The organism is Thiomonas intermedia (assembly GCF_002028405.1).
Lineage (GTDB): Bacteria > Pseudomonadota > Gammaproteobacteria > Burkholderiales > Burkholderiaceae_C > Thiomonas > Thiomonas intermedia.
This window is the reverse complement of record NZ_CP020046.1, coordinates 2,613,704-2,635,573: the sequence shown is the minus strand read 5'-3', so window position 1 is coordinate 2,635,573 and position 21,870 is coordinate 2,613,704. Positions and strand designations below refer to the sequence as shown.

General features: G+C 65.8%; 21 protein-coding genes and 1 riboswitch. Of the genes, 11 read left to right on the top strand and 10 right to left on the bottom strand.

Going from position 1 to position 21,870, the window contains the following annotated elements; translation table 11 throughout:
- Positions 1–6 precede the first annotated feature (6 nt).
- Positions 7–1,098: an iron-sulfur cluster carrier protein ApbC gene (apbC, locus tag BVH73_RS12345; RefSeq protein WP_079419092.1), complete on the bottom strand. Its 1,092-nt coding sequence runs from the start codon at positions 1,096–1,098 to the stop codon at positions 7–9.
- 202 nt (positions 1,099–1,300) lie between these two features.
- On the opposite strand from apbC, the gene BVH73_RS12340 reads away from it, so the two are divergent.
- Positions 1,301–2,521, top strand: a complete 1,221-nt coding sequence (locus BVH73_RS12340) for an MFS transporter (protein WP_079419090.1) — start codon at positions 1,301–1,303, stop codon at positions 2,519–2,521.
- On the opposite strand, the gene metF is transcribed toward BVH73_RS12340, so the two are convergent.
- Together metF and ahcY are read right to left on the bottom strand one after the other, a co-directional pair.
- A complete protein-coding gene (gene metF, locus BVH73_RS12335) occupies positions 2,518–3,363 on the bottom strand; it encodes a methylenetetrahydrofolate reductase [NAD(P)H] (RefSeq protein WP_179947949.1) in 846 nt (281 codons plus the stop codon). The two genes, BVH73_RS12340 and metF, sit on opposite strands and share 4 nt — an antisense overlap.
- Positions 3,363–4,781: an adenosylhomocysteinase gene (gene ahcY, locus BVH73_RS12330; RefSeq protein WP_079419088.1), complete on the bottom strand. Its 1,419-nt coding sequence runs from the start codon at positions 4,779–4,781 to the stop codon at positions 3,363–3,365. Before ahcY ends, metF begins: the two co-directional genes overlap by 1 nt.
- A 59-nt stretch (positions 4,782–4,840) precedes the next feature.
- Positions 4,841–4,960, bottom strand: a riboswitch (S-adenosyl-L-homocysteine riboswitch).
- A gap of 96 nt (positions 4,961–5,056) precedes the next feature.
- On the opposite strand from ahcY, the gene BVH73_RS12325 reads away from it, so the two are divergent.
- Complete coding sequence (locus BVH73_RS12325; RefSeq protein WP_079419086.1) at positions 5,057–5,947, top strand: DNA ligase; 891 nt, start codon at positions 5,057–5,059, stop codon at positions 5,945–5,947.
- 33 nt (positions 5,948–5,980) lie between these two features.
- Here BVH73_RS12325 and BVH73_RS12320 read toward each other — a convergent pair whose 3' ends face one another.
- The 5 genes from BVH73_RS12320 to ppnP form a co-directional block, all read right to left on the bottom strand.
- Positions 5,981–6,631: a LysE family translocator gene (locus BVH73_RS12320; RefSeq protein WP_079419084.1), complete on the bottom strand. Its 651-nt coding sequence runs from the start codon at positions 6,629–6,631 to the stop codon at positions 5,981–5,983.
- Between the two features lie 64 nt (positions 6,632–6,695).
- Positions 6,696–7,697 carry a magnesium/cobalt transporter CorA gene (gene corA, locus BVH73_RS12315; RefSeq protein ID WP_079419082.1) on the bottom strand — a complete coding sequence of 334 codons (1,002 nt, stop codon included), beginning with the start codon at positions 7,695–7,697 and terminating at the stop codon, positions 6,696–6,698.
- A 334-nt stretch (positions 7,698–8,031) separates the two neighbouring features.
- Complete coding sequence (locus BVH73_RS12305) at positions 8,032–9,594, bottom strand: restriction endonuclease (RefSeq protein ID WP_218919030.1); 1,563 nt, start codon at positions 9,592–9,594, stop codon at positions 8,032–8,034.
- A 157-nt stretch (positions 9,595–9,751) separates the two neighbouring features.
- Positions 9,752–11,089, bottom strand: a complete 1,338-nt coding sequence (gene argG / locus BVH73_RS12300; protein WP_079419078.1) for an argininosuccinate synthase — start codon at positions 11,087–11,089, stop codon at positions 9,752–9,754.
- A gap of 16 nt (positions 11,090–11,105) precedes the next feature.
- The gene (gene ppnP / locus BVH73_RS12295; RefSeq protein WP_079419071.1) at positions 11,106–11,432 is read right to left on the bottom strand and encodes a pyrimidine/purine nucleoside phosphorylase; all 327 of its coding nucleotides are present in this window, start codon (positions 11,430–11,432) and stop codon (positions 11,106–11,108) included.
- An 80-nt stretch (positions 11,433–11,512) separates the two neighbouring features.
- Between ppnP and pip the strand changes: the two genes are divergently transcribed.
- Positions 11,513–12,463: a prolyl aminopeptidase gene (gene pip, locus BVH73_RS12290; protein WP_079419069.1), complete on the top strand. Its 951-nt coding sequence runs from the start codon at positions 11,513–11,515 to the stop codon at positions 12,461–12,463.
- A 62-nt stretch (positions 12,464–12,525) separates the two neighbouring features.
- On the opposite strand, the gene metK is transcribed toward pip, so the two are convergent.
- Entirely contained in the window at positions 12,526–13,719 is a 1,194-nt protein-coding gene (gene metK / locus BVH73_RS12285) for a methionine adenosyltransferase (protein ID WP_079419067.1), read from the bottom strand.
- A 218-nt stretch (positions 13,720–13,937) separates the two neighbouring features.
- Between metK and BVH73_RS12280 the strand changes: the two genes are divergently transcribed.
- From BVH73_RS12280 to BVH73_RS12250, 7 genes are all read left to right on the top strand, one after another.
- Complete coding sequence (locus BVH73_RS12280) at positions 13,938–14,813, top strand: lysophospholipid acyltransferase family protein (protein ID WP_079419065.1); 876 nt, start codon at positions 13,938–13,940, stop codon at positions 14,811–14,813.
- The gene (locus BVH73_RS12275; RefSeq protein ID WP_079419063.1) at positions 14,810–15,715 is read left to right on the top strand and encodes an LpxL/LpxP family acyltransferase; all 906 of its coding nucleotides are present in this window, start codon (positions 14,810–14,812) and stop codon (positions 15,713–15,715) included. Before BVH73_RS12280 ends, BVH73_RS12275 begins: the two co-directional genes overlap by 4 nt.
- 25 nt (positions 15,716–15,740) lie before the next feature.
- Entirely contained in the window at positions 15,741–16,604 is an 864-nt protein-coding gene (dapF, locus tag BVH73_RS12270) for a diaminopimelate epimerase (RefSeq protein ID WP_079419061.1), read from the top strand.
- Positions 16,605–16,618: 14 nt separating this feature from the next.
- Positions 16,619–17,290, top strand: a complete 672-nt coding sequence (locus BVH73_RS12265) for a DUF484 family protein (RefSeq protein WP_079419059.1) — start codon at positions 16,619–16,621, stop codon at positions 17,288–17,290.
- A 28-nt stretch (positions 17,291–17,318) separates the two neighbouring features.
- Positions 17,319–18,365: a tyrosine recombinase XerC gene (locus tag BVH73_RS12260; protein ID WP_079419057.1), complete on the top strand. Its 1,047-nt coding sequence runs from the start codon at positions 17,319–17,321 to the stop codon at positions 18,363–18,365.
- A gap of 17 nt (positions 18,366–18,382) precedes the next feature.
- Positions 18,383–19,564 (top strand): class I SAM-dependent rRNA methyltransferase, encoded by a 1,182-nt coding sequence (locus BVH73_RS12255; protein ID WP_079419055.1) that lies wholly within the window; start codon positions 18,383–18,385, stop codon positions 19,562–19,564.
- Between the two features lie 66 nt (positions 19,565–19,630).
- Positions 19,631–20,692 carry a CobW family GTP-binding protein gene (locus BVH73_RS12250; RefSeq protein WP_079419053.1) on the top strand — a complete coding sequence of 354 codons (1,062 nt, stop codon included), beginning with the start codon at positions 19,631–19,633 and terminating at the stop codon, positions 20,690–20,692.
- Between the two features lie 297 nt (positions 20,693–20,989).
- Here the strand turns inward: BVH73_RS12250 and BVH73_RS15840 are convergent, their stop codons facing one another.
- On the bottom strand, positions 20,990–21,292 hold the full coding sequence (locus tag BVH73_RS15840) for a hypothetical protein (RefSeq protein WP_154048486.1): 303 nt from the start codon (positions 21,290–21,292) through the stop codon (positions 20,990–20,992).
- Positions 21,293–21,329: 37 nt separating this feature from the next.
- Here BVH73_RS15840 and dksA point away from each other — a divergent pair, with 37 nt between their 5' ends.
- Positions 21,330–21,818, top strand: coding sequence for an RNA polymerase-binding protein DksA (dksA, locus tag BVH73_RS12245; protein ID WP_079419051.1), 489 nt, complete (start codon positions 21,330–21,332; stop codon positions 21,816–21,818).
- The last annotated feature ends 52 nt before the right edge of the window (positions 21,819–21,870 follow it).

Sequence of the window (21,870 nt, the reverse complement as noted above, 5' to 3'; positions counted from 1 at the left end):
ACCGCCTCAGCTGTTCTGCACGCTGATGGTCGGGAACTTGGCGCTGTAGTCGCGGCCTTGCTGCGCAACTTTCACCGCCACAGCGCGGGCGATGGATTTGTAGCTCAGGGCAACGGCGCCATCGGGGTCGGCGACCACCGTGGGTCGGCCGCTGTCGGCCTGCTCGCGGATGCGGATGTCCAGCGGCAGACCGCCGAGATAGTCCACGCCGAAATCGCGGCTCATCGTCTCGCCCCCGCCCGCGCCGAAGATGTGTTCGACATGGCCGCAGTTCGTGCACACATGCATCGCCATGTTTTCGACAATGCCCAGAATGGGCACGCCCACCTTCTCGAACATCTTCAGGCCCTTGCGCGCATCGAGCAGCGCGATGTCCTGCGGTGTGGTGACGATGATGGCGCCGGTCAGCGGCACGCGCTGGCTCAGCGTCAGTTGAATATCGCCGGTGCCCGGCGGCATGTCCACGATGAGATAGTCGAGATCCTGCCACGCCGTCTGCCGCAGCAGTTGTTCCAGCGCCTGCGTGGCCATCGGGCCGCGCCAGATCATGGGGTTGTCGGCTTCGATCAGCAGACCGATGGACATGACCTGCACGCCGTAGTTCTCCAGCGGCTCCATGCTCTGCCCATCGCGGCTCTGCGGCTGACCGCTCACACCCATCATCATGGGCTGCGACGGGCCGTAGATGTCGGCATCGAGCAGGCCGACGCGCGCGCCCTCGCTGGCCAGCGCCAGCGCCAGATTGGCGGCCGTGGTGCTCTTGCCCACGCCGCCCTTGCCCGAGGCGACGGCGATGATGTTTTTCACTTCGGGCAGGGGCTTGAGCCCGCGCTGCACCGCATGCGACACCACGCGGCTGCGCACCGCCACCGAGACGTTCTGCACGCCGTCCACGGCGCGCAGGGTGGCGATGGCCTGCTTCTGCAGATCGGCATGCAGACTGCGCGCGGGATAGCCGAGCTCGATGTCCAACGACACCTCGCCGCCTTCCACGCGCAGATTCTTGATGGCCTTTTCCGATGCCAGGGTTTGACCGGTTTGCGGGTCCAGCAGGGTTTGCAGGGCGGCATGAACCGCGGCTTCGAGTGATGAGGACATGATGAATCAGGGAGCGGAATGTCTGGGAACCGGCAGTTTAGGCCCGACCGTGCGGAGGCGAAGCCCCAGGCCGCGCAGCCCTTTTGATGCGCAGCGACAATACGGCCTTCCCTTCTGAAAATCACACCGGGGCGCCCTCCAAGTTTCTCACCCTCCCGGGGCCAGACGCGCCGCGTCGAGTCTGGAGACGCTCCCATTGCCCATGCCCGCGCACACCACAGACCCCGCCGCAACGACCGCGGCGCACCCGCCTCTTTCGCGACATTTCATCGGCTTCATGGCCTTGGCCTGCGGCATTTCCGTGGCCAACATCTATTACGCCCAGCCGCTGCTTGAGCAGTTCGCGCAGCACTTCCACACCACGGTGGCCGGCGTGGCCGCCGTGCCTTCGGCCACACAGATCGGCTATGCCGCCGGGTTGATGCTGCTCGGCCCGCTGGGCGACCGGCATGCGCGGCACCGGGTGATCCTGATCATGGCGGGGCTGCTCGTCCCGGCGCTGATCGGTGCCGCGCTGGCGCCCAGCGTGACCGTTCTGGCGCTGGCCTCGTTCGCCATCGGCATGCTCTCCAGTATTGCGCAGCAGATCATTCCGATGGTGGCCCATCTGGCGCCGCCACAGGCGCGCGGCAAGGCCATCGGCCTGGTGATGAGCGGGCTGCTCGTGGGCATTCTGGGCGGCCGGGTGTTGGCCGGCGGCATTGCTTCGCTGCTCGACTGGCAAGCGGTGTTCTTCTTCGCCACCGTTGTGAACATCGGCATGGGGCTCATGCTCTGGCGGGTGCTGCCACGCCTGCCCGTGGACCCGCATGCCGCGGGGCAGAGCTATGCGGCGCTGCTGGGCTCGACCCTCAGACAATTCAGCCGCTACCGGGATCTGCGCTTCGCCGGCCTCACCGGGGGGCTGTTCTTCGCCAGTTTCAGCGTGTTCTGGGTCGGGCTGACGCCGCTGCTGCAAAGTCCGGCCTACGGATTCGGTCCGGCCGTGGTGGGCGCTTTCGGCATTCTGGGCATCATGGGCGCCACGGTGGCACCGATTTCCGGCCGTTACTCCGACCGGCCGGGCGGTCCGCGCCGCGTGCTGTTCGTCGCCATCGCGGTCACGCTGCTGTCTTGGGCCTTGTTCGCGCCGGGCACGCTGGGCCTGTGGTGGCTGATCGCCGGGGTGCTGGTGCTCGACGCCGGCGTGCAAGGCGCGCAGATCGCGAATCAAACCCGCATCTATGCGCTCGACGCGGCCGCGCGCAGCCGCATCAACGCCGTGTACATGACGCTTTATTTCATCGGCGGCTCGGTCGGCTCGTTCGTCGCCAGCCATGCCTGGACGGCCGGTGGCTGGCCCGCCGTGACCGCGGCGGGCGCCGGCTTCGCGCTGGCGGCGCTGCTGCTGCATGCCGCCAGCGGTCCGCGCCAGGCCGCTTAACGTCCCAGATCGTCGAGCACCGCCAGTGTGGCTTCGGCCTGGTTCAGGGTGTAGAAGTGCAGGCCTGGAGCACCGCTGGCCATCAGCTCTTCGCACAGGCTGCTCACCACCTCGCGGCCGAAGGCGCGGATGGACTCGCGGTCGTCGCCGTAGCTCTGCAGACGCAGCCGCACCCAACGCGGAATCTCGGCGCCGCACACTTCGGAGAAGCGCAGGAGCTGGCTGGAATTGGTGATGGGCATGATGCCCGGCACCACCGGCACGTCGAGGCCGAGGGCCCGCACGTCATCGACAAAACGGCGATAGGCCGCTGCGCTGTAGAAGTATTGCGTGATGGCCGAGTTCGCCCCGGCGCGGACTTTCTCGGCGAAATGCTGCAGATCGTCGAGCGGGCTCCTGGCCTGCGGATGCATCTCGGGATAGGCGGCCACTTCGATGTGAAACGCGCCGCCCATCTCGGCGCGGATGAAGGCCACCAGATCGCGGGCATGGTGGAACTCGCCACCCATGCCGTAGCCCGAAGGCAGATCGCCGCGCAGCGCCACAAGGCGCTTGACGCCCGCAGCCTGAAAGTCGCGCAGATGCCCGCGCACCGACTCGCGGCTGGCGCCGATGCAAGACAGGTGCGGCGCGGCGTCCACGCCTTCGGCGAGGATGTCGCGCACCGTCTGCAGCGTGCCTTCCTGGGTGGAGCCGCCGGCCCCGAAAGTGACGGAACAGAACTCGGGCCGGCGCGCATACAGGCGCTGCCGCACGGCCCGGAGTTTGTCCGCGCCCTCGGGCGTCTTGGGCGGAAAGAACTCGAAGCTGAGACTGAGCGAGGGTGTGGAGACCATGCGCATCAGTACCGGTAATGGGCCGACTTGTACGGGCCGTCCTTGGGCACATTGATGTAGGCCGCCTGCTGGTCGGTCAGCGTGGTGAGCTGCACATTGAGGGTGCTGAGCTGCAGCCGCGCGACATGCTCGTCGAGGTGCTTGGGCAGGGTGTAGACGCCCACGGGGTAGTCGCCGGTCTTGGCAAACAGCTCGATCTGCGCCAGGGTCTGGTTGGCGAAGCTGGAGCTCATCACATAGCTGGGGTGGCCGGTGCCGCAGCCCAGGTTCACCAGGCGGCCCTTGGCCAGCAGGATGATGCGTTTGCCATCGGGAAAGATGACGTGATCGACCTGCGGCTTGATCTCTTCCCACTGGTATTTCTCGATGCCCGCGACGTCGATCTCGTTGTCGAAGTGGCCGATATTGCAGACGATGGCCTGGTTCTTCATGCGGGCCATGTGATCGTGGGTGATGACGTGGTAGTTGCCGGTGGCGGTGACGAAGATGTCGGCCTTGTCGCAGGCATCGTCCATGGTGACCACGCGATAGCCTTCCATCGCGGCCTGCAGGGCGCAGATCGGGTCGACCTCGGTCACCCACACCTGGGCGCTGAGCGCGCGCAGCGCCTGTGCCGAGCCCTTGCCCACGTCGCCATAACCGGCGACCACGGCGATCTTGCCCGCCACCATCACATCGGTGGCGCGCTTGATGCCGTCCACCAGGCTTTCACGGCAGCCATAGAGGTTGTCGAACTTGCTCTTGGTCACGCTGTCGTTGACGTTGATCGCGGGAAACTTCAGCTCGCCGCGCTGGTGCATCTGGTAGAGGCGATGCACGCCGGTGGTGGTTTCCTCGGTCACACCCTTGATATGCGCCAGGCGGGTGGAATACCACTTGCCATCGACCGCCAATTTGGCCTTGATGGCGGCAAACAGCACCCGCTCCTCTTCACTGGTCGGGTGGTTGAGCACGGCGGCATCGGCTTCGGCGCGCGCGCCCAGATGCAGCAGCAAGGTGGCATCGCCGCCGTCGTCGAGAATCATGTTGGAGTAGCCGCCATCCGTCCAGTCGAAGATGCGGTGGGTGTAGTCCCAGTAATCTTCGAGCGACTCGCCCTTGACCGCGAACACCGGCGTGCCGGTGGCGGCAATGGCGGCGGCCGCATGGTCTTGCGTGGAAAAAATATTGCACGAGGCCCAGCGCACCTGCGCGCCCAGGGCCTGCAAAGTCTCGATCAGCACGGCCGTCTGGATGGTCATGTGCAGACTGCCGGTGATGCGCGCGCCGCGCAACGGCTGGCGGGCGGCGTATTCCTCGCGGATGGCCATGAGCGCGGGCATCTCGCTCTCGGCAATGGCGATCTCGCGGCGGCCCCAGTCGGCCAGTCCGATGTCGGCAATACAGAAATCGGAAAAATTCTTCAAATCGACCACAGCGTTCATACAAACTCCGAACAAAGTGGCCGGGAACGGATGCGCACCGCATCCCGCGCCCGGCACGGGTTGGGTGAGCGCCGTTGAAGGAAAGCCGCCCGCAAGGAGAAGCGGCCTGCGATCAAAGCCCCGAGCCTGGCGACGGCAGCGATGAACTCGCTCCGTGCGTTGCAACGCTCCTCGGGAACCGCGCCATTCTATGGGTTTGCCGCAGGTTTGCCACGCCCGCTCGACGCCCCATAAGATGACCGTGCAAGCTCCGCCCGCCACCTTCGCCCCTCGCCATGCGCCTTTCATCGCACCGCTTTTCCGTCCCATGCCCAGGCGGGCTGCGGCCGCTGTTGCTGTGCGGTCTGCTGCTGGCTGGGTTGCCCTGGGCGCAGGCCGGAGCGCCCAGCCCGCCACCGCCGGCCCTGTTGCTGGCCGAAACCGCGCCAAGCCAGCTCGATCCGGCCCGCTACTGGGTCAGCGAAAAGCTCGACGGCGTGCGCGCCTTCTGGGACGGCCGGGTGCTGCGCTTTCGCAGCGGCAACCCGGTGCCCGCGCCGGCGTGGTTCACCGCTGCGCTGCCCTCGCAGCCACTGGACGGCGAGCTGTGGATCGCGCGCGAGCGCTTCGAACAGGTTTCAGGCATCGTGCGCAGCGACCCGCCCGACGACCGCGACTGGAAGCAGGTGCGCTACATGGTGTTCGAGCTGCCCAATGCCCCCGGCAGCTTCACCGATCGTCTCGCCCGCATGCGCGCTCTGGTGGAACAGGCACAGGTGCCCTGGCTGCGCATGGTTCCGCAGTTTCGCGTGTCCAACTCTGCCGAGCTGAAACGGCATCTCGACACCATCGTGAACGATGGCGGCGAGGGTCTGATGCTGCACCGTGCCGATGCGCCCTACCGTACAGGCCGTCAGGACGTACTGCTCAAGCTCAAGCCCTGGCAGGACGCCGAAGCCACCGTCATCGGCTACACACGCGGCAAGGGGAAATACGAGGGAATGATCGGGGCGCTCAATATGCGGATGCCCGACGGCAAGACCTTCCGCATCGGCTCCGGCCTGAGCGACGCACTGCGCCGCAACCCGCCGCCCATCGGCACCCTCGTCACCTACCGCTACCAGGCCCTCACGGGCTCGGGCCTTCCGCGTTTCGCGCGCTATCTGCGCGTGCGCCCGCCCGAGTAAGGAGTCATGTCGTCTGGTTTGGTTCGGGCTGCGCTACACGCGCGACGCCAGCGCCAGACGCAGCCCCAGGCCGACAAACACCACGCCCGTCAACCGCCGCACCCAGAGCGCCAATCGCTGCATGCGCCCCATGCGATGGCGCGCCCGCGCCGCCACCCAGGCCACGCCCAGGTTGAACAGCGTGCCGTTGACGGTAAACACCACGCCGAGCAACAGAAATGCCCAGCCCTGCCCGTGGGTCGACGGCCCGACGAACTGCGGCAGAAAGGCGAGGAAGAACAACACGATCTTCGGGTTGAGCACATTGGTCAGTACGCCTTGCCAGAACACGGCCCGCAGGGGCGCTGCGGACAGAGGCGCGGCAATCGCCTGCGTCCCCTGCGGCCCCAGCGCCGACGTTTTGGCGCGCAGCAGGCCGATGCCCAGCCAGACCAGATAGAACGCACCCAGCCACTTCACCACACTGAACGCCAGATCCGATGCGGCAATCAGTGCCGACAGCCCCACCGCGGCCCCGGTGACGTGAACCAGACAGCCCGCCCCCACGCCAAGCGCCGCCATCACCCCGGCTTTCGCCCCCTGCCCCGCGCTGCGCGACACGATGAACAACATATCCGCGCCAGGGGTCATATTGAGCAGCAGGCCCGAGAGCAGAAACAAGGCGAAGTGGTGGATGTCGGACATGAGCGGCAAGCTCCGGTGGCAATGACTCAATGAGTTTGGGAAGACGAACTCAGGCTACATCGGGCTACAACCAGCGCGACCGCTTGAGCCCGTAGTACAGCCCGCCGCACAAACCCAGGGTGAACACGATCAGCGCCGGATAGGACCATCGCCAATCCAGTTCGGGCATGTGATGGAAGTTCATGCCGAACCAGCCCGTGAGCAGCGTGGGCACGGCCAGCAGCGCGGCCCAGCCGGCCAGACGCTTGACCACTTCGTTCTGCTCCAGCGTCACGAGAGAGACCGAGACGTTCATCGCCGCCGAGAGCATCTCGCGCAGTGCGCCCACCGTGTCGTTGATGCGGCTGGCATGGTCGTTCACATCGCGGAAGTAAGGCCGCACGGCCTCGGGCATCACGTCGCCCGGCAGACGCTGAAGCTGCGCCAGCACGTCTTGCAAGGGCGCCACCGCCAGTCGCAGGCGGGTGAGCTCGCGCTGCATCGCGTACAGCCGCTTTAGCGTGCCGCGCCGCCATTGGCGCGCGAAGATCTCGCCCTCCAGTTCCTCCAACTCGGCCCGATAAGCCTCGACGATGGGCAGATAACCATCGACGATGGCATCGAGCACCGCATACAACGCATACCCCGGTCCCTGCGCCAGCAGCGCCGGCGTCTGCTCGGCATTGCGGCGCACCGTCGTATAGCCGGACGAATCGCCATGCCGGATGGTGAGGATGTAGTTGCGGCCCATGAAGACATGCGTCTCGCCGAACCGCACATGCACGCCGCTGCGCGAGGCTGTGCGCGCCACGACAAAAAGCGATTCGCCATAGGCCTCCAGCTTGGGGCGCTGGTGCGCCTTGCCGGCATCTTCCACCGCCAGCGGGTGCAGGCCGAACTCCTGCTGCATCTGCGCCAGCAAGGCCGCATCGGGTTCGTACAGCCCCACCCAGAGAAACCTGTCGGCCTCGGCCAGGGTATCGCTGATCGCCTCCAGCGCGATATCGCCCACCCGCCGTCCGCTGCGGTCATAGGCCACACAGGCACGGACGGGGTTTTCGGCGTTGGCAGTGTCAGACGGTGGCATAGGTAGGTTCATGCATTGGCCCAAAGCGGCCGAGCCGCCAGCGGCGAAATAGAGAGATTTTGCATTGCCGAACAAAACAACATGGTGGAGCGAAAAGACCGCATGCACGAGGTCATGCAATGGATTGCCACGCTACGGAAACTCGGGATGCCGCACGGCCTGAGCTGGTGTGAGGATGCACAATCCGATTGGTGGCCGATTCACCCCCAACAGGTCTTGATCGACGGTGACCAGCCATAAGGCCTTCGCCACTTCGGCGGCGTGAATAAACGCATCGTCGTCGGGATCGCGGCTAAACGTCTGTGCAGCTAGACCCCTAAACTTGCAAATTTGGTCAGACATCCGGTCCCTGGTCTTTCCAGTCCTCTGGCACGACGATCTTCGCGTCAATGTTCGCGTGCTCCTTGAGGAGATACAACAAATTGCTGCCTGCCAGAAGTTCCATCGGCTTGCCGTTTGCGAACTCAAACGCTGCCTTGCCGTAGCCGCTCGTCGTTACCAGGATACCCTTGGAGGCACCCTCGTTCTGCATCGTGCCGAACAGATCGCGTACCGCGCTCACCCCGACAGTGTTCTTGTACCGCTTGGCTTGGATGACCACCTTGCCACCAAAGATCGGCCGTGGGTCGAACGCCACGCAATCTACCCCGCCATCGCGCGAGGGCTGGGTTTGCCGCGTCTCAAGGCCCATTGCCTGGAATAGGTTGGTGATCAGCGATTCGAACTCGCCAGGAGTGAGATCCATAAGATTGGGCCGTTGATCCAACGTCGAAAGCACATCGCCTTCTTCGATAAAGCGCGGATCCGACATGTTCAACTCGAGCACGGGACGGACCGGCGCCAACTCGGCCGCGCTCTTTGACACGGAAGCATTCAAAGCCTTTAGACAGGCAGCAGGCTCGACATGTGCCAAGTCGATGTCGCGGAAGGCGTCACGGGTAGTCCGGACGGTCACGATGCATGGATGGATGGGCTTGCCATTCCCGGGATCGATAGCATGCACGTAGCCATTGAAGACAATGGTGTCGATGTAGCCGCGCGAATCCGACTGAAAGACCTCGTGGATCGACCGCAATGCAGTTTGCGCCACAACATCGGTGTACAGTGCGCGGCGCTGACTCTCCGGCCGAGCGCTCTCCGCGAAGGTATCCGACGTCCTAACGTACTTCACGGACTTCAGCTTCGGGATCAGGGCGTCATACGCGGGCAGGTCATAGGCCACGATTAGCTGTTTTGATTCGGGCTGATATTCGGCTTGCACCTCTTGCGGGAAGCCATCCGGGTACGGGCTACTTCCGAGGACCGTGATGAAGTACGAGGCCACGGCATCCGGATCGCCTTTCGAGAACGCTTCGCGCAACTGCTCGACGGCTTTGTTGTGCTCGTCTGCCTTACGCTCGGCGCGCTTCACAATTTGTTCGTGCTCGTCCTGCCGTCGCTTCAGCGCTCTTTGGCGCTCGTCCTCATTCGTCCGAAACTCTCGCAAGACTTGCGCGTAGGTCTGCTTCGCCGCTTCACGTCGCTTTTCGTATGCACCCTTTACCCAGGGCAAGAGGGCTGCCACACCCTTGGGCTTTGCCGGCTCATAGGCAGCCCATCGCGGTTCCCGGGACGTCGAGACGAGATCGCTCAAGTCCAGCGCGGCATACGTTGGTGTCACCCGCAATTTCGCAAAATCGATCGTCGGGTCGCGGCGCAGTCCGGCGGGAAGAAGCTGCCTGAGCGATTGCACGCAGTGTTCGACCTGCTCGTTCTGACTTTCGGCCTCAGCCAGCTTGGACTCGATGTAGAGCCGCTTTCGCTCCTTCTCATCCGCCTTGGCGGCACGCTCATAGGCCCGCTGCGCCCGTTCCGCTTCCCGGACTGCACGCAATTGAACACGATGTTGCATTTCCATTTCGCGCTGCTGTGCTCTGGCGGATCGCTCCATTTCCCGCACAAGTCGATTCATGCCGTTCAAGAACCCTCGGGCCATAATTCCCTCGATTGTTTGCAGATTGGGGGCCAATATGAGATCCGTCTTCGATACAAGCCCTTCCCCGCACCCGGCTTGATCAGTCTTTCTCCCCTTCCAGCCGCAGCATCTCCGCGCCCTCACCCATGGAAATCAGTCCGGTCTTGGCATAGATGCCCAGCTTGGCGCGCGTGTCGGTGATGTCGAGGTTGCGCATGGTCAGCTGGCCGATGCGGTCCAGCGGGCTGAACGGCGCGTCTTCCACCTTTTCCATGCTCAGGCGCTCGGGCGCGTAGGTCAGGTTGGGCGATTCGGTGTTGAGGATCGAGTAGTCGTTGCCGCGGCGCAGCTCCAGCGTCACTTCGCCAGTCACGGCGCGGGCCACCCAGCGCTGGGCGGTTTCGCGCAGCATGATGGACTGCGGGTCGAACCAGCGGCCCTGGTACAGCAGGCGGCCGAGCTTGAGGCCGTTGATGCGGTACTGCTCGATGGTGTCTTCGTTGTGGATGCCGGTGACCAGGCGCTCGTAGGCGATGTGCAGCAGCGCCATGCCGGGGGCTTCGTAGATGCCGCGGCTCTTGGCCTCGATGATGCGGTTCTCAATCTGGTCGCTCATGCCCAGGCCATGGCGGCCGCCGATTTCGTTGGCTTTGAGGAACAGGTCCACCGGTGAGTCGAAGGTCTGGCCGTTCAGGGCGACCGGCTGGCCTTCTTCGAAGCGGATGGTGATTTCTTCGGCCTTGACTTCGACCTCGGGCTTCCAGAACGCCACGCCCATGATGGGGTTGACGATGCGGATGCCGCTGTTGAGGTGCTCCAGGTCCTTGGCTTCGTGCGTGGCGCCGAGCATGTTGCTGTCGGTGCTGTAGGCCTTCTCGACCGACATCTTGTAGTCGAAGCCGTTGGCAATGAGGAACTCGCTCATTTCCTTGCGGCCGCCCAGCTCGTCGATGAAGCGCTGGTCCAGCCAGGGCTTGTAGATCTTCAGGCTCGGGTTGGTCAGCAGGCCGTAGCGGTAGAAACGCTCGATGTCGTTGCCTTTGAAGGTGCTGCCGTCGCCCCAGATGTGGACGTCGTCTTCCTTCATGGCGGCCACCAGCATGGTGCCGGTGACGGCGCGGCCCAGCGGGGTGGTGTTGAAGTAGGTGATGCCGCCGGTGCTGATGTGGAAGGCGCCGCACTGGATGGCGGCGATGCCTTCGTGTGCCAGTTGCAGGCGGCAGTCCACCAGGCGGGCTTTTTCAGCGCCGTAGGCCATGGCCTTGCGCGGGATCTCTTCGTAGTCGCTTTCGTCGGGCTGGCCGAGGTTGGCGGTGTAGGCGTAGGGCAGGGCGCCCTTCTGCTTCATCCACAGCAGCGCGGCAGAGGTGTCCAGGCCGCCGGAGAAGGCGATGCCGACTTTTTGCCCGGTGGGCAGGTTTTGCAGGATGGTGGCCATAAGCGTTGCTCCCCGATCAGCCGAAGTAGCAGATGTAGTGATAGGCGGTTTCGCCTTCGGCCACGCGGATGTCGAATTGGGTGTTGCCGGGGACGCTGAACTTGTCGCCCACGCCTGCGCGCTGCCAAGTGTCGGTGCCGGGCAGACGATACTCGCACGCCCCGGCCACGCCTTCCATGATTTCAGGCGCCCCGGTGCCAAAAGTGAGGGTCGCGGGCAGAATCACGCCGACAGACGCCTTGCGGCCGTCGGCCAGGGTGATGCTGTGGCTGACGCACTTGCCATCGAAATAGACATTGGCCTTGGGGTTGACGGCGGCGCCGTCGATCTGGGTGGTGCTCATGGGTGGGCGGGAACGCGGGGAAAGGGAAGCAATTATTCTAGAGAGCCAGGCAGCCCTTGCCCCCCGATTAGGCTCCATCCATGACTTTGCGCACCTTCTACCCGCCCATCGAACCCTTCAAGACCGGTCTGCTCGACACCGGCGATGGCCACCAGATCTACTGGGAGCTGAGTGGCAACCCCCAGGGCAAGCCCGCCGTCTTTCTGCACGGCGGACCGGGCTCGGGCTGTTCGCCGGACCACCGCCGTCTGTTCGATCCCCAGCGGTATTGCGTGCTGCTGTTCGACCAGCGCGGTTGTGGACGATCGACCCCGCACGCCTCGCTGGAGAACAACACGACCTGGCATCTGGTCGCCGACATCGAACGGCTGCGCACCCTGCTGGGCGTGGATCGCTGGCTGGTGTTCGGCGGCTCGTGGGGCAGCACCCTGGCCCTGGCCTATGCCCAGGCACACACCGCACGGGTCTCGGCCCTGGTCTTGCGGGGCATCTTCACCCTGCGGCGCGAGGAGCTGCTGTGGTTCTACCAGGAAGGCGCGTCCTGGCTGTTTCCCGATCTGTGGGAAGGTTTCCTGGCGCCCATTCCCGAAGCCGAGCGCGGCGATCTGATCGGCGCCTATCGCAAACGGCTGACGGGCGACGACCCCGAGGCGCAACTGGCCTGCGCCCGCGCCTGGAGCGTGTGGGAAGGCCAGACCATCCGCCTGCTGCCCGACGCAGCCAACGCGCAGATGCATGCGCAGGATGCGTTCTCGCTCGCGTTTGCGCGCATCGAGAACCACTACTTCGTGCACCAAGGGTGGATGGACGAAGGCCAGTTGCTGCGCGACGCAGGCAAGCTGGCCGAGGTGCCCGGCGTCATCGTGCAGGGCCGGTACGACGCCTGCACCCCGGTTCGCACCGCCTGGGATCTGCACCGCGCCTGGCCGCAGGCCGATTTCCAGCTCGTGCCCGACGCCGGTCACGCCTACAACGAGCCGGGCATTCTTTCGCGCCTGATCGAGGCGACGGACCGATTTGCAGCAGGTTGAGGCGGGCGAAGGGCCGCTTCGGCCCTCTGCACTCTATCGGCTCTCTGGCCTTCGCCTCGTCTTTACGCCGTCGCGGCGGCCTGCAGTGCGCCCAGGCCGGCGTCGTCGCGCAGCCTGGCGGCCTTATCGGTGGCCTCCCAGCTGAACTCGGGTTCGTCGCGGCCGAAGTGGCCGTAGGCGGCGGTCTTGGCGTAGATGGGGCGGCGCAGATCGAGCATTTCGATGATGCCGCGCGGTCGCAGGTCGAAGTGGCGGCGCACCAGTTGTTCGAGCTTGGCGTCGTCGATCACGCCGGTGCCCTGCGTCGTCACCATGATGCTGGTGGGCTGGGCCACGCCGATGGCATAGGAAATCTGCACCAGGCACTTCTTGGCCAGGCCCGCGGCCACGATGTTCTTGGCCACATGGCGCGCGGCATAGGCGGCCGAGCGGTCGACCTTGGTCGGGTCTTTGCCGCTGAAAGCGCCGCCGCCGTGGGGTGCCGCGCCGCCGTAGGTGTCCACGATGATCTTGCGTCCCGTCAGCCCGCAGTCGCCCTGCGGGCCGCCGACCACGAAGCGGCCGGTCGGGTTGATCAGATACTTCACCTCGCCGCGCATGAATTCGGCAGGCAGCACGGGCTTGATGATGTGCTCGATGACCGCCTCGCGCAGATCGGCCAGCGCGATGTCGGGCGCGTGCTGGGTGGACAGCACCACGGTGTCGATGGCCACGGGATAGCCGTTCTCGTAGCGAAAGGTGATCTGGCTCTTGGCGTCCGGGCGCAGCCAGGGCAGACGGCCATCGCGGCGAAGCTGGCTCTGGCGCTCGACCAGGCGGTGCGCGTAATAGATCGGCGCGGGCATGAGCTCGGGGGTTTCGTCGCAGGCATAGCCGAACATCAGCCCCTGGTCGCCGGCGCCGATGTCGAGCTCGTCGTCATGCGCCTTGTTCACGCCCTGGGCGATGTCGGGGCTTTGCTTGTCGTAGGCGACGAGCACGGCGCAGCTCTTGTGATCGATGCCGAAGTCGGCGTCGTCGTAGCCGATGCGCTTGAGCGTGTCGCGTGCCACCTGGATGTAATCGACCACGGCGTTGGTGGTGATTTCGCCGGCCAGCACGATGAGGCCGGTGTTGGCCAGGGTTTCGGCCGCGACTCGCGACATCGGGTCCTGCGCCAGATTGGCGTCGAGGATGGCGTCGGAAATCTGATCGGCCACCTTGTCGGGATGGCCTTCGGAGACAGATTCGGACGTAAACAGGAAGGGGTTTGCCATGACGGACCTTTCTTCAAACGGTTGGATCGACGCCACCGTTTGGGTCTCGCACGGCGACGCTTTAGCGGACATCTCAGCAGCAAATCCTTAGGGTCTGCCGCGCTGCCACCCCGCAAGTTGTCATTAACTCGGTGGCACTGCGGCTCATTCTATGCCTGCACATGCCTGCTCGCGCTTCGTAACATGGCACCCTTTGAACTGCAGGGAAATCCTCCATCGTGCTGCTTCGCGTCTTCCGCTGGCTGTCTGTTCTGCCCCTGAGCCTGCTCCAGGCGCTGGGGGCGGCGCTCGGCCTGGTGGTTTACGCCGCGTCGGGCGTCTACCGCCAGCGGCTGCGCGCGCATCTGCGCCAGGCGGGCTATGCGCCGCGGCAACTGGCCCTCAAGGCCGCCGCGCAGGCCGGGCGCATGGTCGGCGAGCTGCCCGTGGTCTGGTTCCGGCGCGGCGCGGCCACACCGGCGCATCAGGTCCGGGTGATCGGCAAGGAGCATGTCGATGCCGTGCGCGCCGAGGGCTTTGGCGTGCTGTACCTGACGCCGCACCTGGGATGTTTTGAAATCTCGGCGCAGGTGGCGGCGCTGTGGGGGCCGATCACGGTCATGTTCCGCCCGCCGCGCAAGCGCGCCCTGCTGCCGCTGGCGCTGGCGTCGCGCCAGCGTCAAAACCTGGCCACCGCACCGGCGAATCTGGCCGGGGTACGCCAATTGCTGCGCGCCCTGCGCACCGGTGAGGCGGTCGGCCTGCTGCCGGATCAGGCGCCGGGCCGCGGCGAAGGCGTATGGGCGGATTTTTTCGGCCGTCCGGCCTTCACCATGACCTTGCCGGCACGGCTGGTGCAACTGGGCCATGCGCGCATCATTCTGGCCTCGGCCTTGCGCCACCCTGGCGGCCGCGGCTACACCCTCACGCTCGAACCCTTTCCCGAGCCGCTGGATGCCGATCCGCAGCGCGCCGCCACCCAGATCAATCACGCGCTGGAAGGCCTGATCAGGCGCTGTCCCGAACAGTATCTCTGGGCCTACAACCGCTACAAGAGGCCCTCGGGCGCCGAGCCGCCACCGGCGCCCGATGCCGGTGAGGAGGCTGCCGCATGAAACCGCTGTTCGCCCGCCTGAGCATCGGCCTCGTCTGGCTGCTGCACCTGCTGCCCTACCCGGTGCTCGCCGCGCTGGGCACGGCGGTGGGCTGGCTGCTGTGGCCGCTGGCCCGATCGCGTCGGCACATCACCCTGCGCAACCTGCAACTGTGCTTTCCCGAGTGGACGGCGGCGCGGCAGCGCGCGGTGGCGCGCGAGCATTTCGTCTATGTCGCGCGGGCCTTTCTCGAGCGCGGCGTGCTCTGGTACGCCAGCCCGAAGCGCCTGCAGCGCCTGCTGCATCTCGAAGGCCCGGTGCTTGAGGCGCTGGACGGCAGCCGCAACACCCTGCTGCTGGGCTTTCACTTCGAGGGGCTCGACGCCGGATGGACGGCGCTCAGCCTGGTGGCGCCGCGCCCGGTCTCGGGCATGTACACCCCGCAGAAGAACCAGGTGCTCGACGACTGGGTGGTGGCGCGGCGCAGCCGCTTTCACACCGCCGCCATCGTCTCGCGGCACGACGGCGCGGCGGGCATGCTGCGGCAACTGCGCGCCGGGGTGCCGTTCTACACCCTGCCGGACATGGACTTCGGGCTGCGCAGCTCGCGCTTCATCGACTTTTTCGGCCTGCCCGCCGCAACCCTGGATGTCGCCCCGCGGCTGGCGGCTTCCGCCGACGCCCGGGTCTACGCCGTGGTCACCCGCATCCTGCCCGGCGCGCGCGGCTACGCCGTCACCGTGCATCCCGCCTGGACCGACTTTCCTGCACTCGACACCCGGGGCAAGCCCGCAGACATCGACGCCGACCTTCGCCGCATGAATCGCTTCATCGAAGACCAGGTGCGCACCATGCCCGCGCAATACCATTGGGTCCACAAGCGCTTCAAGACCCGGCCCGAAGACCAGCCCTCGGTGTATTGACTTGACGCTGCATCGACCCAGACCCATGCGACTCGCTTTCACCAAAATGCATGGCGCCGGAAACGACTTCGTCGTCCTCGACGCCACCCGTGCCCCGCTGACCCTCAGCGCGGCGCAGCTGCGCCTGCTGGCCGACCGGCACTTTGGCGTGGGCGCCGACCAGATTCTGGTCGTCGAGGCCGGCCCGACACCCGATGTCGATTTCGGCTATCGCATCTTCAACGCCGACGGCGGCGAGGTGGAGCAATGCGGCAACGGCGCGCGCTGCTTCGTCGCCTACGTCCACGCCAAGGGCCTGACGTCCAGGCGCCGCATCCGGGTGCAGACGCTCTCCGGCCTCATCGAGCCCGAACTGCAGGCCGACGGCCGCGTCACCGTGAACATGGGCGCACCGGTCTTCGATCTGCCCAAGGTACCGTTCGACGCCACCGGCCTGTCGCCCCGGCCTGTTGGCACCTGGACGCAATGGCCGCTGGAAGCCGACGGTGCGACCGACTGGATCAGCGTGCTGTCGATGGGCAATCCGCATGCCGTGCAGCGGGTGGACGATGTGGATGCCGCCCCCGTTCACCCGCGTGGCCCCCTGATCGAGCATCACCCGCGATTTCCCAACCGGGTCAACGCGGGCTTCATGCAGATCGTCGATGCCCATCACATCCGCCTGCGGGTGTGGGAGCGCGGCGCTGGCGAAACCCTGGCCTGTGGCACCGGGGCCTGCGCCGCCGTGGTGGCGGGTCTGCGCCATGGCTGGCTGCAGGGCGCGGTCGATGTGCAGACCCGGGGCGGCCTGCTGACCATCGCCTGGGCGGGGCCCGGGCAGGCCGTCCACATGACCGGCCCGGCCGCCTTTGTCTTTGACGGCACGATCGACCTGCCCGATCTGCCCTGATTCTGGAGAACCTGATGGAACTGAGCGAACACGATCTGGCGGCCTATCTCGCCGCCCACCCCGAATTTTTCGAGCGTCACGCCGAACTGCTCACCACGGTGCAATTGCAGAGCCCGCACGGCAACCGCGCCGTGTCGCTGCAGGAGCGACAGATGGAAATGCTGCGCGACAAGATGCGCACCCTCGAACATCGCCTCGCCGCCATGATGCGCAACGCGGTGGACAACGAAACCCTGGCGGGCAAGCTGCTGCTGTGGGCCCGCGATGTCATGCTGGCGCAGCAGGGCGCACCGGCGCAACTGCCGCAAACGCTGCAGGACACTCTCAAGACCGGCTTCGATCTGCCCATGACCGCGCTCAAGCTCTGGCCCGTGCGCGAGGAGTTCGCCGCACTCGACGTCGCCACCGGGGTGAGCGAGGACGCCAAGACCTTCGCGGCCAGCCTGGCCGCGCCCTTCGTCGGGCCCAATCCGGGCTTCGAGGCCGCGCACTGGCTGCCGGACGCACAGATGGCGCAATCGCTCGCGCTCATCCCGCTGCAGAACCCGCACACCAGCATGTGCATGGGGCTTCTGGTGCTGGCCTCCCCTGACAGCCAGCGCTTCACCGCCGATATGGGAACCGATTTCCTCACCCTCATCAGCCAGTTGGCCAGCGCGGCGCTCGTGGGCCTGCTCGCCCGCTGAACAGCGCCCCGCTGCCCGCCGCCGTCGCATGGACGCGCCCGCTCCGCCTCCTTCCACGCCATCGTCCACGCCCACATCCGTCGGGCTGGCTTTGCGCCAACGGGTAGCCGATTACCTGGTCCACGCACAGACCGAGCGCCGCCTGGCCGACGGCACGCTTGTGAACTACCGGCGCGACCTCGATGACCTGCTGCAGCGCGCCGAAACGCTGGGCGCGACGCCGATCGAATCGCCGCACATCCGCCGCTGGGCAGCGCAGCTCCACGCCGCCGGCATGACCCCGCGCGCCATTGCCGCGCGGCTGTCGGCGTGGCGCAGCTTTTTCCGCTGGATGGGCCGCCTGGGCCATGTCACCGCCAATCCGGTACAGGACGTTCGGGCGCCCAAGGCGGCCAAGCCGCTGCCCAAGGCCTTGTCGGTCGATCAGGCCGTGGCGCTGGCCGCCTACGTGGCGCAGCCCCCGGCGAACGGGGCCGCGCCCGACGCTTCGCCCGCAGCGCGCCCCCACCAGGCCGAACCTCTTGCCAGCCGCAGCGCGCGCGCGCATGCCATCGCCGAACTGCTTTATTCGTGCGGCCTGCGCGTGTCCGAGCTCACCGGGCTGGATGTGCGAGCCAGCAAGACCTCCCGTGGCTGGATCGACTGGGACGCCGCGGAAGCCACCGTCACCGGCAAGGGCAACAAGCGGCGCAGCGTACCGATCGGCCGTCCTGCCCTGCTCGCCCTGCAGCAGTGGCTCGGCCTCAGAACCTCGCTGCTGCGGCCCGATGCCGACGCCGATGCCCAGGCCGCGCTGTTTCTGGGCGCACGCGGCGGCCGCCTCACGCCGCAGCGGGTCTGGCTGGAACTGCGCGAACACGCCCGTGCCGCCGGGCTGGATGCGCGCGTGCATCCCCACATGCTGCGCCACTCCTTCGCCTCGCATGTGCTGCAGTCCAGCGGCGATTTGCGCGCGGTGCAAGAATTACTGGGCCATTCCAGCATTGCCACCACCCAGGTCTACACCCGCCTGGACTTCCAGCATCTGGCCAAGGTCTACGACGCGGCCCACCCCCGCGCACGCAAAAAGCCCTGAGCCGCCCCGTTGTCGCCATGAAAGTCATTCGCCTGCACCCCGGCAAGGATCGCTCCTTGCTGCGCCGCCATCCCTGGGTCTTCGCCAGTTCCATTGCCAAGGGCGGTGCCGACTCGGGCGAGACCGTGCGGGTGGAGTCTTCCGACGGACAGTTTCTGGCCTGGGCGGCGTTCAGCCCGGCCTCGCAGATCCGGCTGCGCGCGTGGAGCTTCGACGCCTCCGAGCGCATCGATGCCGCGTTCTTCGCCTCACGCCTGCGCGCCGCCCTCGCGCGCCGCCAGGCGCTGGGGCTCGACCTCAGCGCCTGCCGACTGGTGCACGGCGAGAGCGATGGTCTGCCCGGCTGCATCGTCGATCGCTATGACGACATCGTGGTGCTGCAAGCGGGCAGCGCAGGCATCGAACGCTGGAAATCCGCGATCGCAGACGGCTTGCAGCGCCTCATGCCCGGCACACGGATCTACGAACGCTCGGACGCCGCCTTGCGCGAACGCGAGGGACTGCCTGCCTCCACCGGCTGGCTGCAGGGCCAAGGAGAAACCCAGGTCGAGATCCGTGAAAACGGGCTGCGGCTGCGGGTTGATGTCGCCACCGGCCACAAGACCGGCTTCTACCTCGACCAGCGCGACGCTCGCGCCCGCTTCGCCGACCTGGTGCGCGAGCAAGGTCTGCAGCGCGTGCTCAACTGCTTCAGCTACACCGGCGGCTTCTCGCTGGCCGCGCTGGCCGGCGGCGCACGGCAGGTCGTGTCGGTCGATTCCTCCGCACCTGCGCTGGCCCTGGCGGCCGAGCATGTCGCCCTCAATGGCTTCGACGCGGCACGGGCGAGCTTCCTCGACGCCGACGTCAACGCCACGCTGCGCCGTCTGCGCGACGAGGGTGCGCAGTTCGACGCCATCGTGCTCGATCCGCCCAAATTCGCCGCCACCCCGCAACAGGTCGAGCGCGCCGCACGCGCCTACAAAGACATCAATCGCCTGGCCTTTCACCTGCTGCCTCCGGGCGGCTGGCTGTTCACCTTTTCGTGTTCGGGCGGCATCAGTGCCGATCTGTTCCAGAAAATCGTCGCGGGCGCCGCCCTGGACGCCGGCACGGACGCCCAGATCGTGGCCCGTACCGGCGCCGGACTCGACCATCCCTTGAGCCTGCACTTCCCCGAAGGCGAGTATCTCAAGGGGCTGCTGCTGCGCCGCAGTTGAATCTCCGGTTGATTTTTCGCCGCTTGCCCCGATCTCTTTGCACTGCTTTTTTCAAGGACTCCCTCCATGGCCTCCCTCATCCCCGCCACCATCCTCACCGGCTTTCTCGGCAGCGGCAAAACCACCCTGCTCAAGCGCGTCCTGCACGAAGCGCATGGCTCCAAGATCGCCGTGATCGAAAACGAGTTCGGTGAGGAGAACATCGACAGCGACATCCTGGTGCAGGAAGCGGGCGAGCAGATCGTGCAGATGTCCAACGGCTGCATCTGCTGCACCATTCGCGACGATCTGCGCGCCACGCTGGCCGATCTGGCCGCCCGGCGCCGCAAGGGCGAACTGGTGTTCGACCGCGTGGTCATCGAGACCACCGGCGTGGCCGATCCCGGCCCGGTGGCGCAGACCTTCTTCATGGACGACGAGGTCGCCAGCCAGTACATGCTCGACGCCATCCTCACCCTGGTCGATGCCAAGCACGCCAACCAGCAGCTCGACACCCGGCAGGAAGCGCGCCGCCAGGTGGGCTTTGCCGACCAGATCTTCCTTTCCAAGGCCGACCTGGTCAGTGCCGACGAACTCGCCACCCTGCAGCACCGGCTCGCCCACATCAACCCGCGAGCCAAGCAAAGCGTGGCGCATTTCGGCGAAGTGCCGCTCGCGCAAGTGCTCGATCTCAAAGGCTTCAACCTCAACGCCAAGCTCGACATCGACCCCGATTTCCTCAAGGCCGACGACGATCACGATCACGATCACGACCATGCTCATGATCACGACCACCACGACCACGCCCCGGGCGAAGCCTGCAACCATCCACACCACCATCACCATGACGACGACGTGAAGTCATTCGTGTACCGCGCCGACCAACCCTTCGACCCCGCCAAGCTCGAAGACTTCCTCGGCGCCATCGTGCAGGTCTACGGCCCGCGCATGCTGCGCTACAAGGGGGTGCTGAACATGCAGGGCATCGACCGCAAGGTCGTCTTCCAGGGCGTGCACCAGCTCATGGGCAGCGATCTCGCCGCACCCTGGGGCCCGCAGGAGCAGCGGCAGAGCAAGATGGTGTTCATCGGCATCGATCTGCCGCGCGACATCCTTGAGCAGGGTCTGCGGCAATGCCTTGTTGCATGATGCATTTGCCTCATCACCCGAAATGAATAAAATCGGGCGGTTTTGGCAAGGCCAGGCAACGATCTGCGCGGAATCACCTTGAAACAGCTTTCAAGGTCCCCGGCCCTAGCGACCGGCCCAACAACCGACCCAGCGAAGTCGCCCTCCAGGTTTCAAGGGGCTCAGCGAGGTCGAGGCGCGCGAGCCCACAGGGGAGCGCGCTTGGGGTGTTCCGGCTTGGCCAAGCAACGCGGCAGGTCAGGCGGCGATGGGCCGTCAGATGGGAAAGTTCGGGAGGATTTTCGTGGTCAAGTCGCCTCAAAAAGCGGTCGCAGCATCAGGCAAAGGCAAAGCTGTGGCCGCCGAGAAGAAACCTGCGGTCAAATCGGCCGTCGGCAAAAACAAGGCAGCAGTACCGGCCGCGCCCGCTCCGCAACCTGTCCGTGCAAAGCCTGTGACAAGTTCAGCAGCGAAGACTGCGGCAACGGCGGTGACAGCGCCGCTCAAGCCCGTAACACCGGTTCCTGCCGCCAAAAAAGTCACACCCGCCCCGGCGCTTCGGCGTTCCTCTTCTTCTGGCGTCAGTAAACTCCATGCCTCAAAACCCTTGTCGGCGGCCATGGGGTCGCCTGAACCAATCCGACTTGACAGAAGCTCCATGAGCAGCACCACCATCGAACCCACCCCCAGAAAAACCGACCCCAAGCATGCCAATGCCTGGAAGAACAAATCGGCCTCCGATCTGACCGAGCAGGACCTGCTGGCCATGCCCGAGAGCGAGTACATGAACGAGGTTCAACTCGATTACTTCAAGCGACTGCTCAGCACCATGCGCGAAGATCTGATCAAGAGTGCGGGTGAAACCACCGAGCATTTGCGTGAAGACACCCTGCTGGTACCCGATCCAGCGGACCGTGCGACGATCGAAGAAGAGCATGCCCTCGAATTGCGCACCCGCGACCGCGAGCGCAAGCTTCTGAAGAAGATCGAACAATCGCTGCAACGCATCGACAGCGGCGACTATGGTTGGTGCGAGGAGACGGGCGAACCCATCGGCATCGGCCGACTGTTGGCACGACCGACCGCGACGCTCTCGCTCGAAGCGCAGCAGCGGCGCGAGCTCAAGCAAAAAATGTTCAACGACTAAATTTCCTGACGCGTGGCAGTGACCGATCGTGCTCTTTGTGGGGTACGCGCAA

Excerpts from the sequence above, each read along its gene's own strand:
- apbC (WP_079419092.1), bottom strand. The coding sequence starts at position 1,098 with ATGTCCTCATCACTCGAAGCCGCGGTTCATGCCGCCCTGCAAACCCTG.
- BVH73_RS12340 (WP_079419090.1), top strand. The coding sequence starts at position 1,301 with ATGCCCGCGCACACCACAGACCCCGCCGCAACGACCGCGGCGCACCCG.
- metF (WP_179947949.1), bottom strand. The coding sequence starts at position 3,363 with ATGCGCATGGTCTCCACACCCTCGCTCAGTCTCAGCTTCGAGTTCTTT.
- ahcY (WP_079419088.1), bottom strand. The coding sequence starts at position 4,781 with ATGAACGCTGTGGTCGATTTGAAGAATTTTTCCGATTTCTGTATTGCC.
- BVH73_RS12325 (WP_079419086.1), top strand. The coding sequence starts at position 5,057 with ATGCGCCTTTCATCGCACCGCTTTTCCGTCCCATGCCCAGGCGGGCTG.
- BVH73_RS12320 (WP_079419084.1), bottom strand. The coding sequence starts at position 6,631 with ATGTCCGACATCCACCACTTCGCCTTGTTTCTGCTCTCGGGCCTGCTG.
- corA (WP_079419082.1), bottom strand. The coding sequence starts at position 7,697 with ATGCCACCGTCTGACACTGCCAACGCCGAAAACCCCGTCCGTGCCTGT.
- BVH73_RS12305 (WP_218919030.1), bottom strand. The coding sequence starts at position 9,594 with ATGGAAATGCAACATCGTGTTCAATTGCGTGCAGTCCGGGAAGCGGAA.
- argG (WP_079419078.1), bottom strand. The coding sequence starts at position 11,089 with ATGGCCACCATCCTGCAAAACCTGCCCACCGGGCAAAAAGTCGGCATC.
- ppnP (WP_079419071.1), bottom strand. The coding sequence starts at position 11,432 with ATGAGCACCACCCAGATCGACGGCGCCGCCGTCAACCCCAAGGCCAAT.
- pip (WP_079419069.1), top strand. The coding sequence starts at position 11,513 with ATGACTTTGCGCACCTTCTACCCGCCCATCGAACCCTTCAAGACCGGT.
- metK (WP_079419067.1), bottom strand. The coding sequence starts at position 13,719 with ATGGCAAACCCCTTCCTGTTTACGTCCGAATCTGTCTCCGAAGGCCAT.
- BVH73_RS12275 (WP_079419063.1), top strand. The coding sequence starts at position 14,810 with ATGAAACCGCTGTTCGCCCGCCTGAGCATCGGCCTCGTCTGGCTGCTG.
- dapF (WP_079419061.1), top strand. The coding sequence starts at position 15,741 with ATGCGACTCGCTTTCACCAAAATGCATGGCGCCGGAAACGACTTCGTC.
- BVH73_RS12265 (WP_079419059.1), top strand. The coding sequence starts at position 16,619 with ATGGAACTGAGCGAACACGATCTGGCGGCCTATCTCGCCGCCCACCCC.
- BVH73_RS12260 (WP_079419057.1), top strand. The coding sequence starts at position 17,319 with ATGGACGCGCCCGCTCCGCCTCCTTCCACGCCATCGTCCACGCCCACA.
- BVH73_RS12255 (WP_079419055.1), top strand. The coding sequence starts at position 18,383 with ATGAAAGTCATTCGCCTGCACCCCGGCAAGGATCGCTCCTTGCTGCGC.
- BVH73_RS12250 (WP_079419053.1), top strand. The coding sequence starts at position 19,631 with ATGGCCTCCCTCATCCCCGCCACCATCCTCACCGGCTTTCTCGGCAGC.
- BVH73_RS15840 (WP_154048486.1), bottom strand. The coding sequence starts at position 21,292 with ATGGCCGCCGACAAGGGTTTTGAGGCATGGAGTTTACTGACGCCAGAA.
- dksA (WP_079419051.1), top strand. The coding sequence starts at position 21,330 with ATGAGCAGCACCACCATCGAACCCACCCCCAGAAAAACCGACCCCAAG.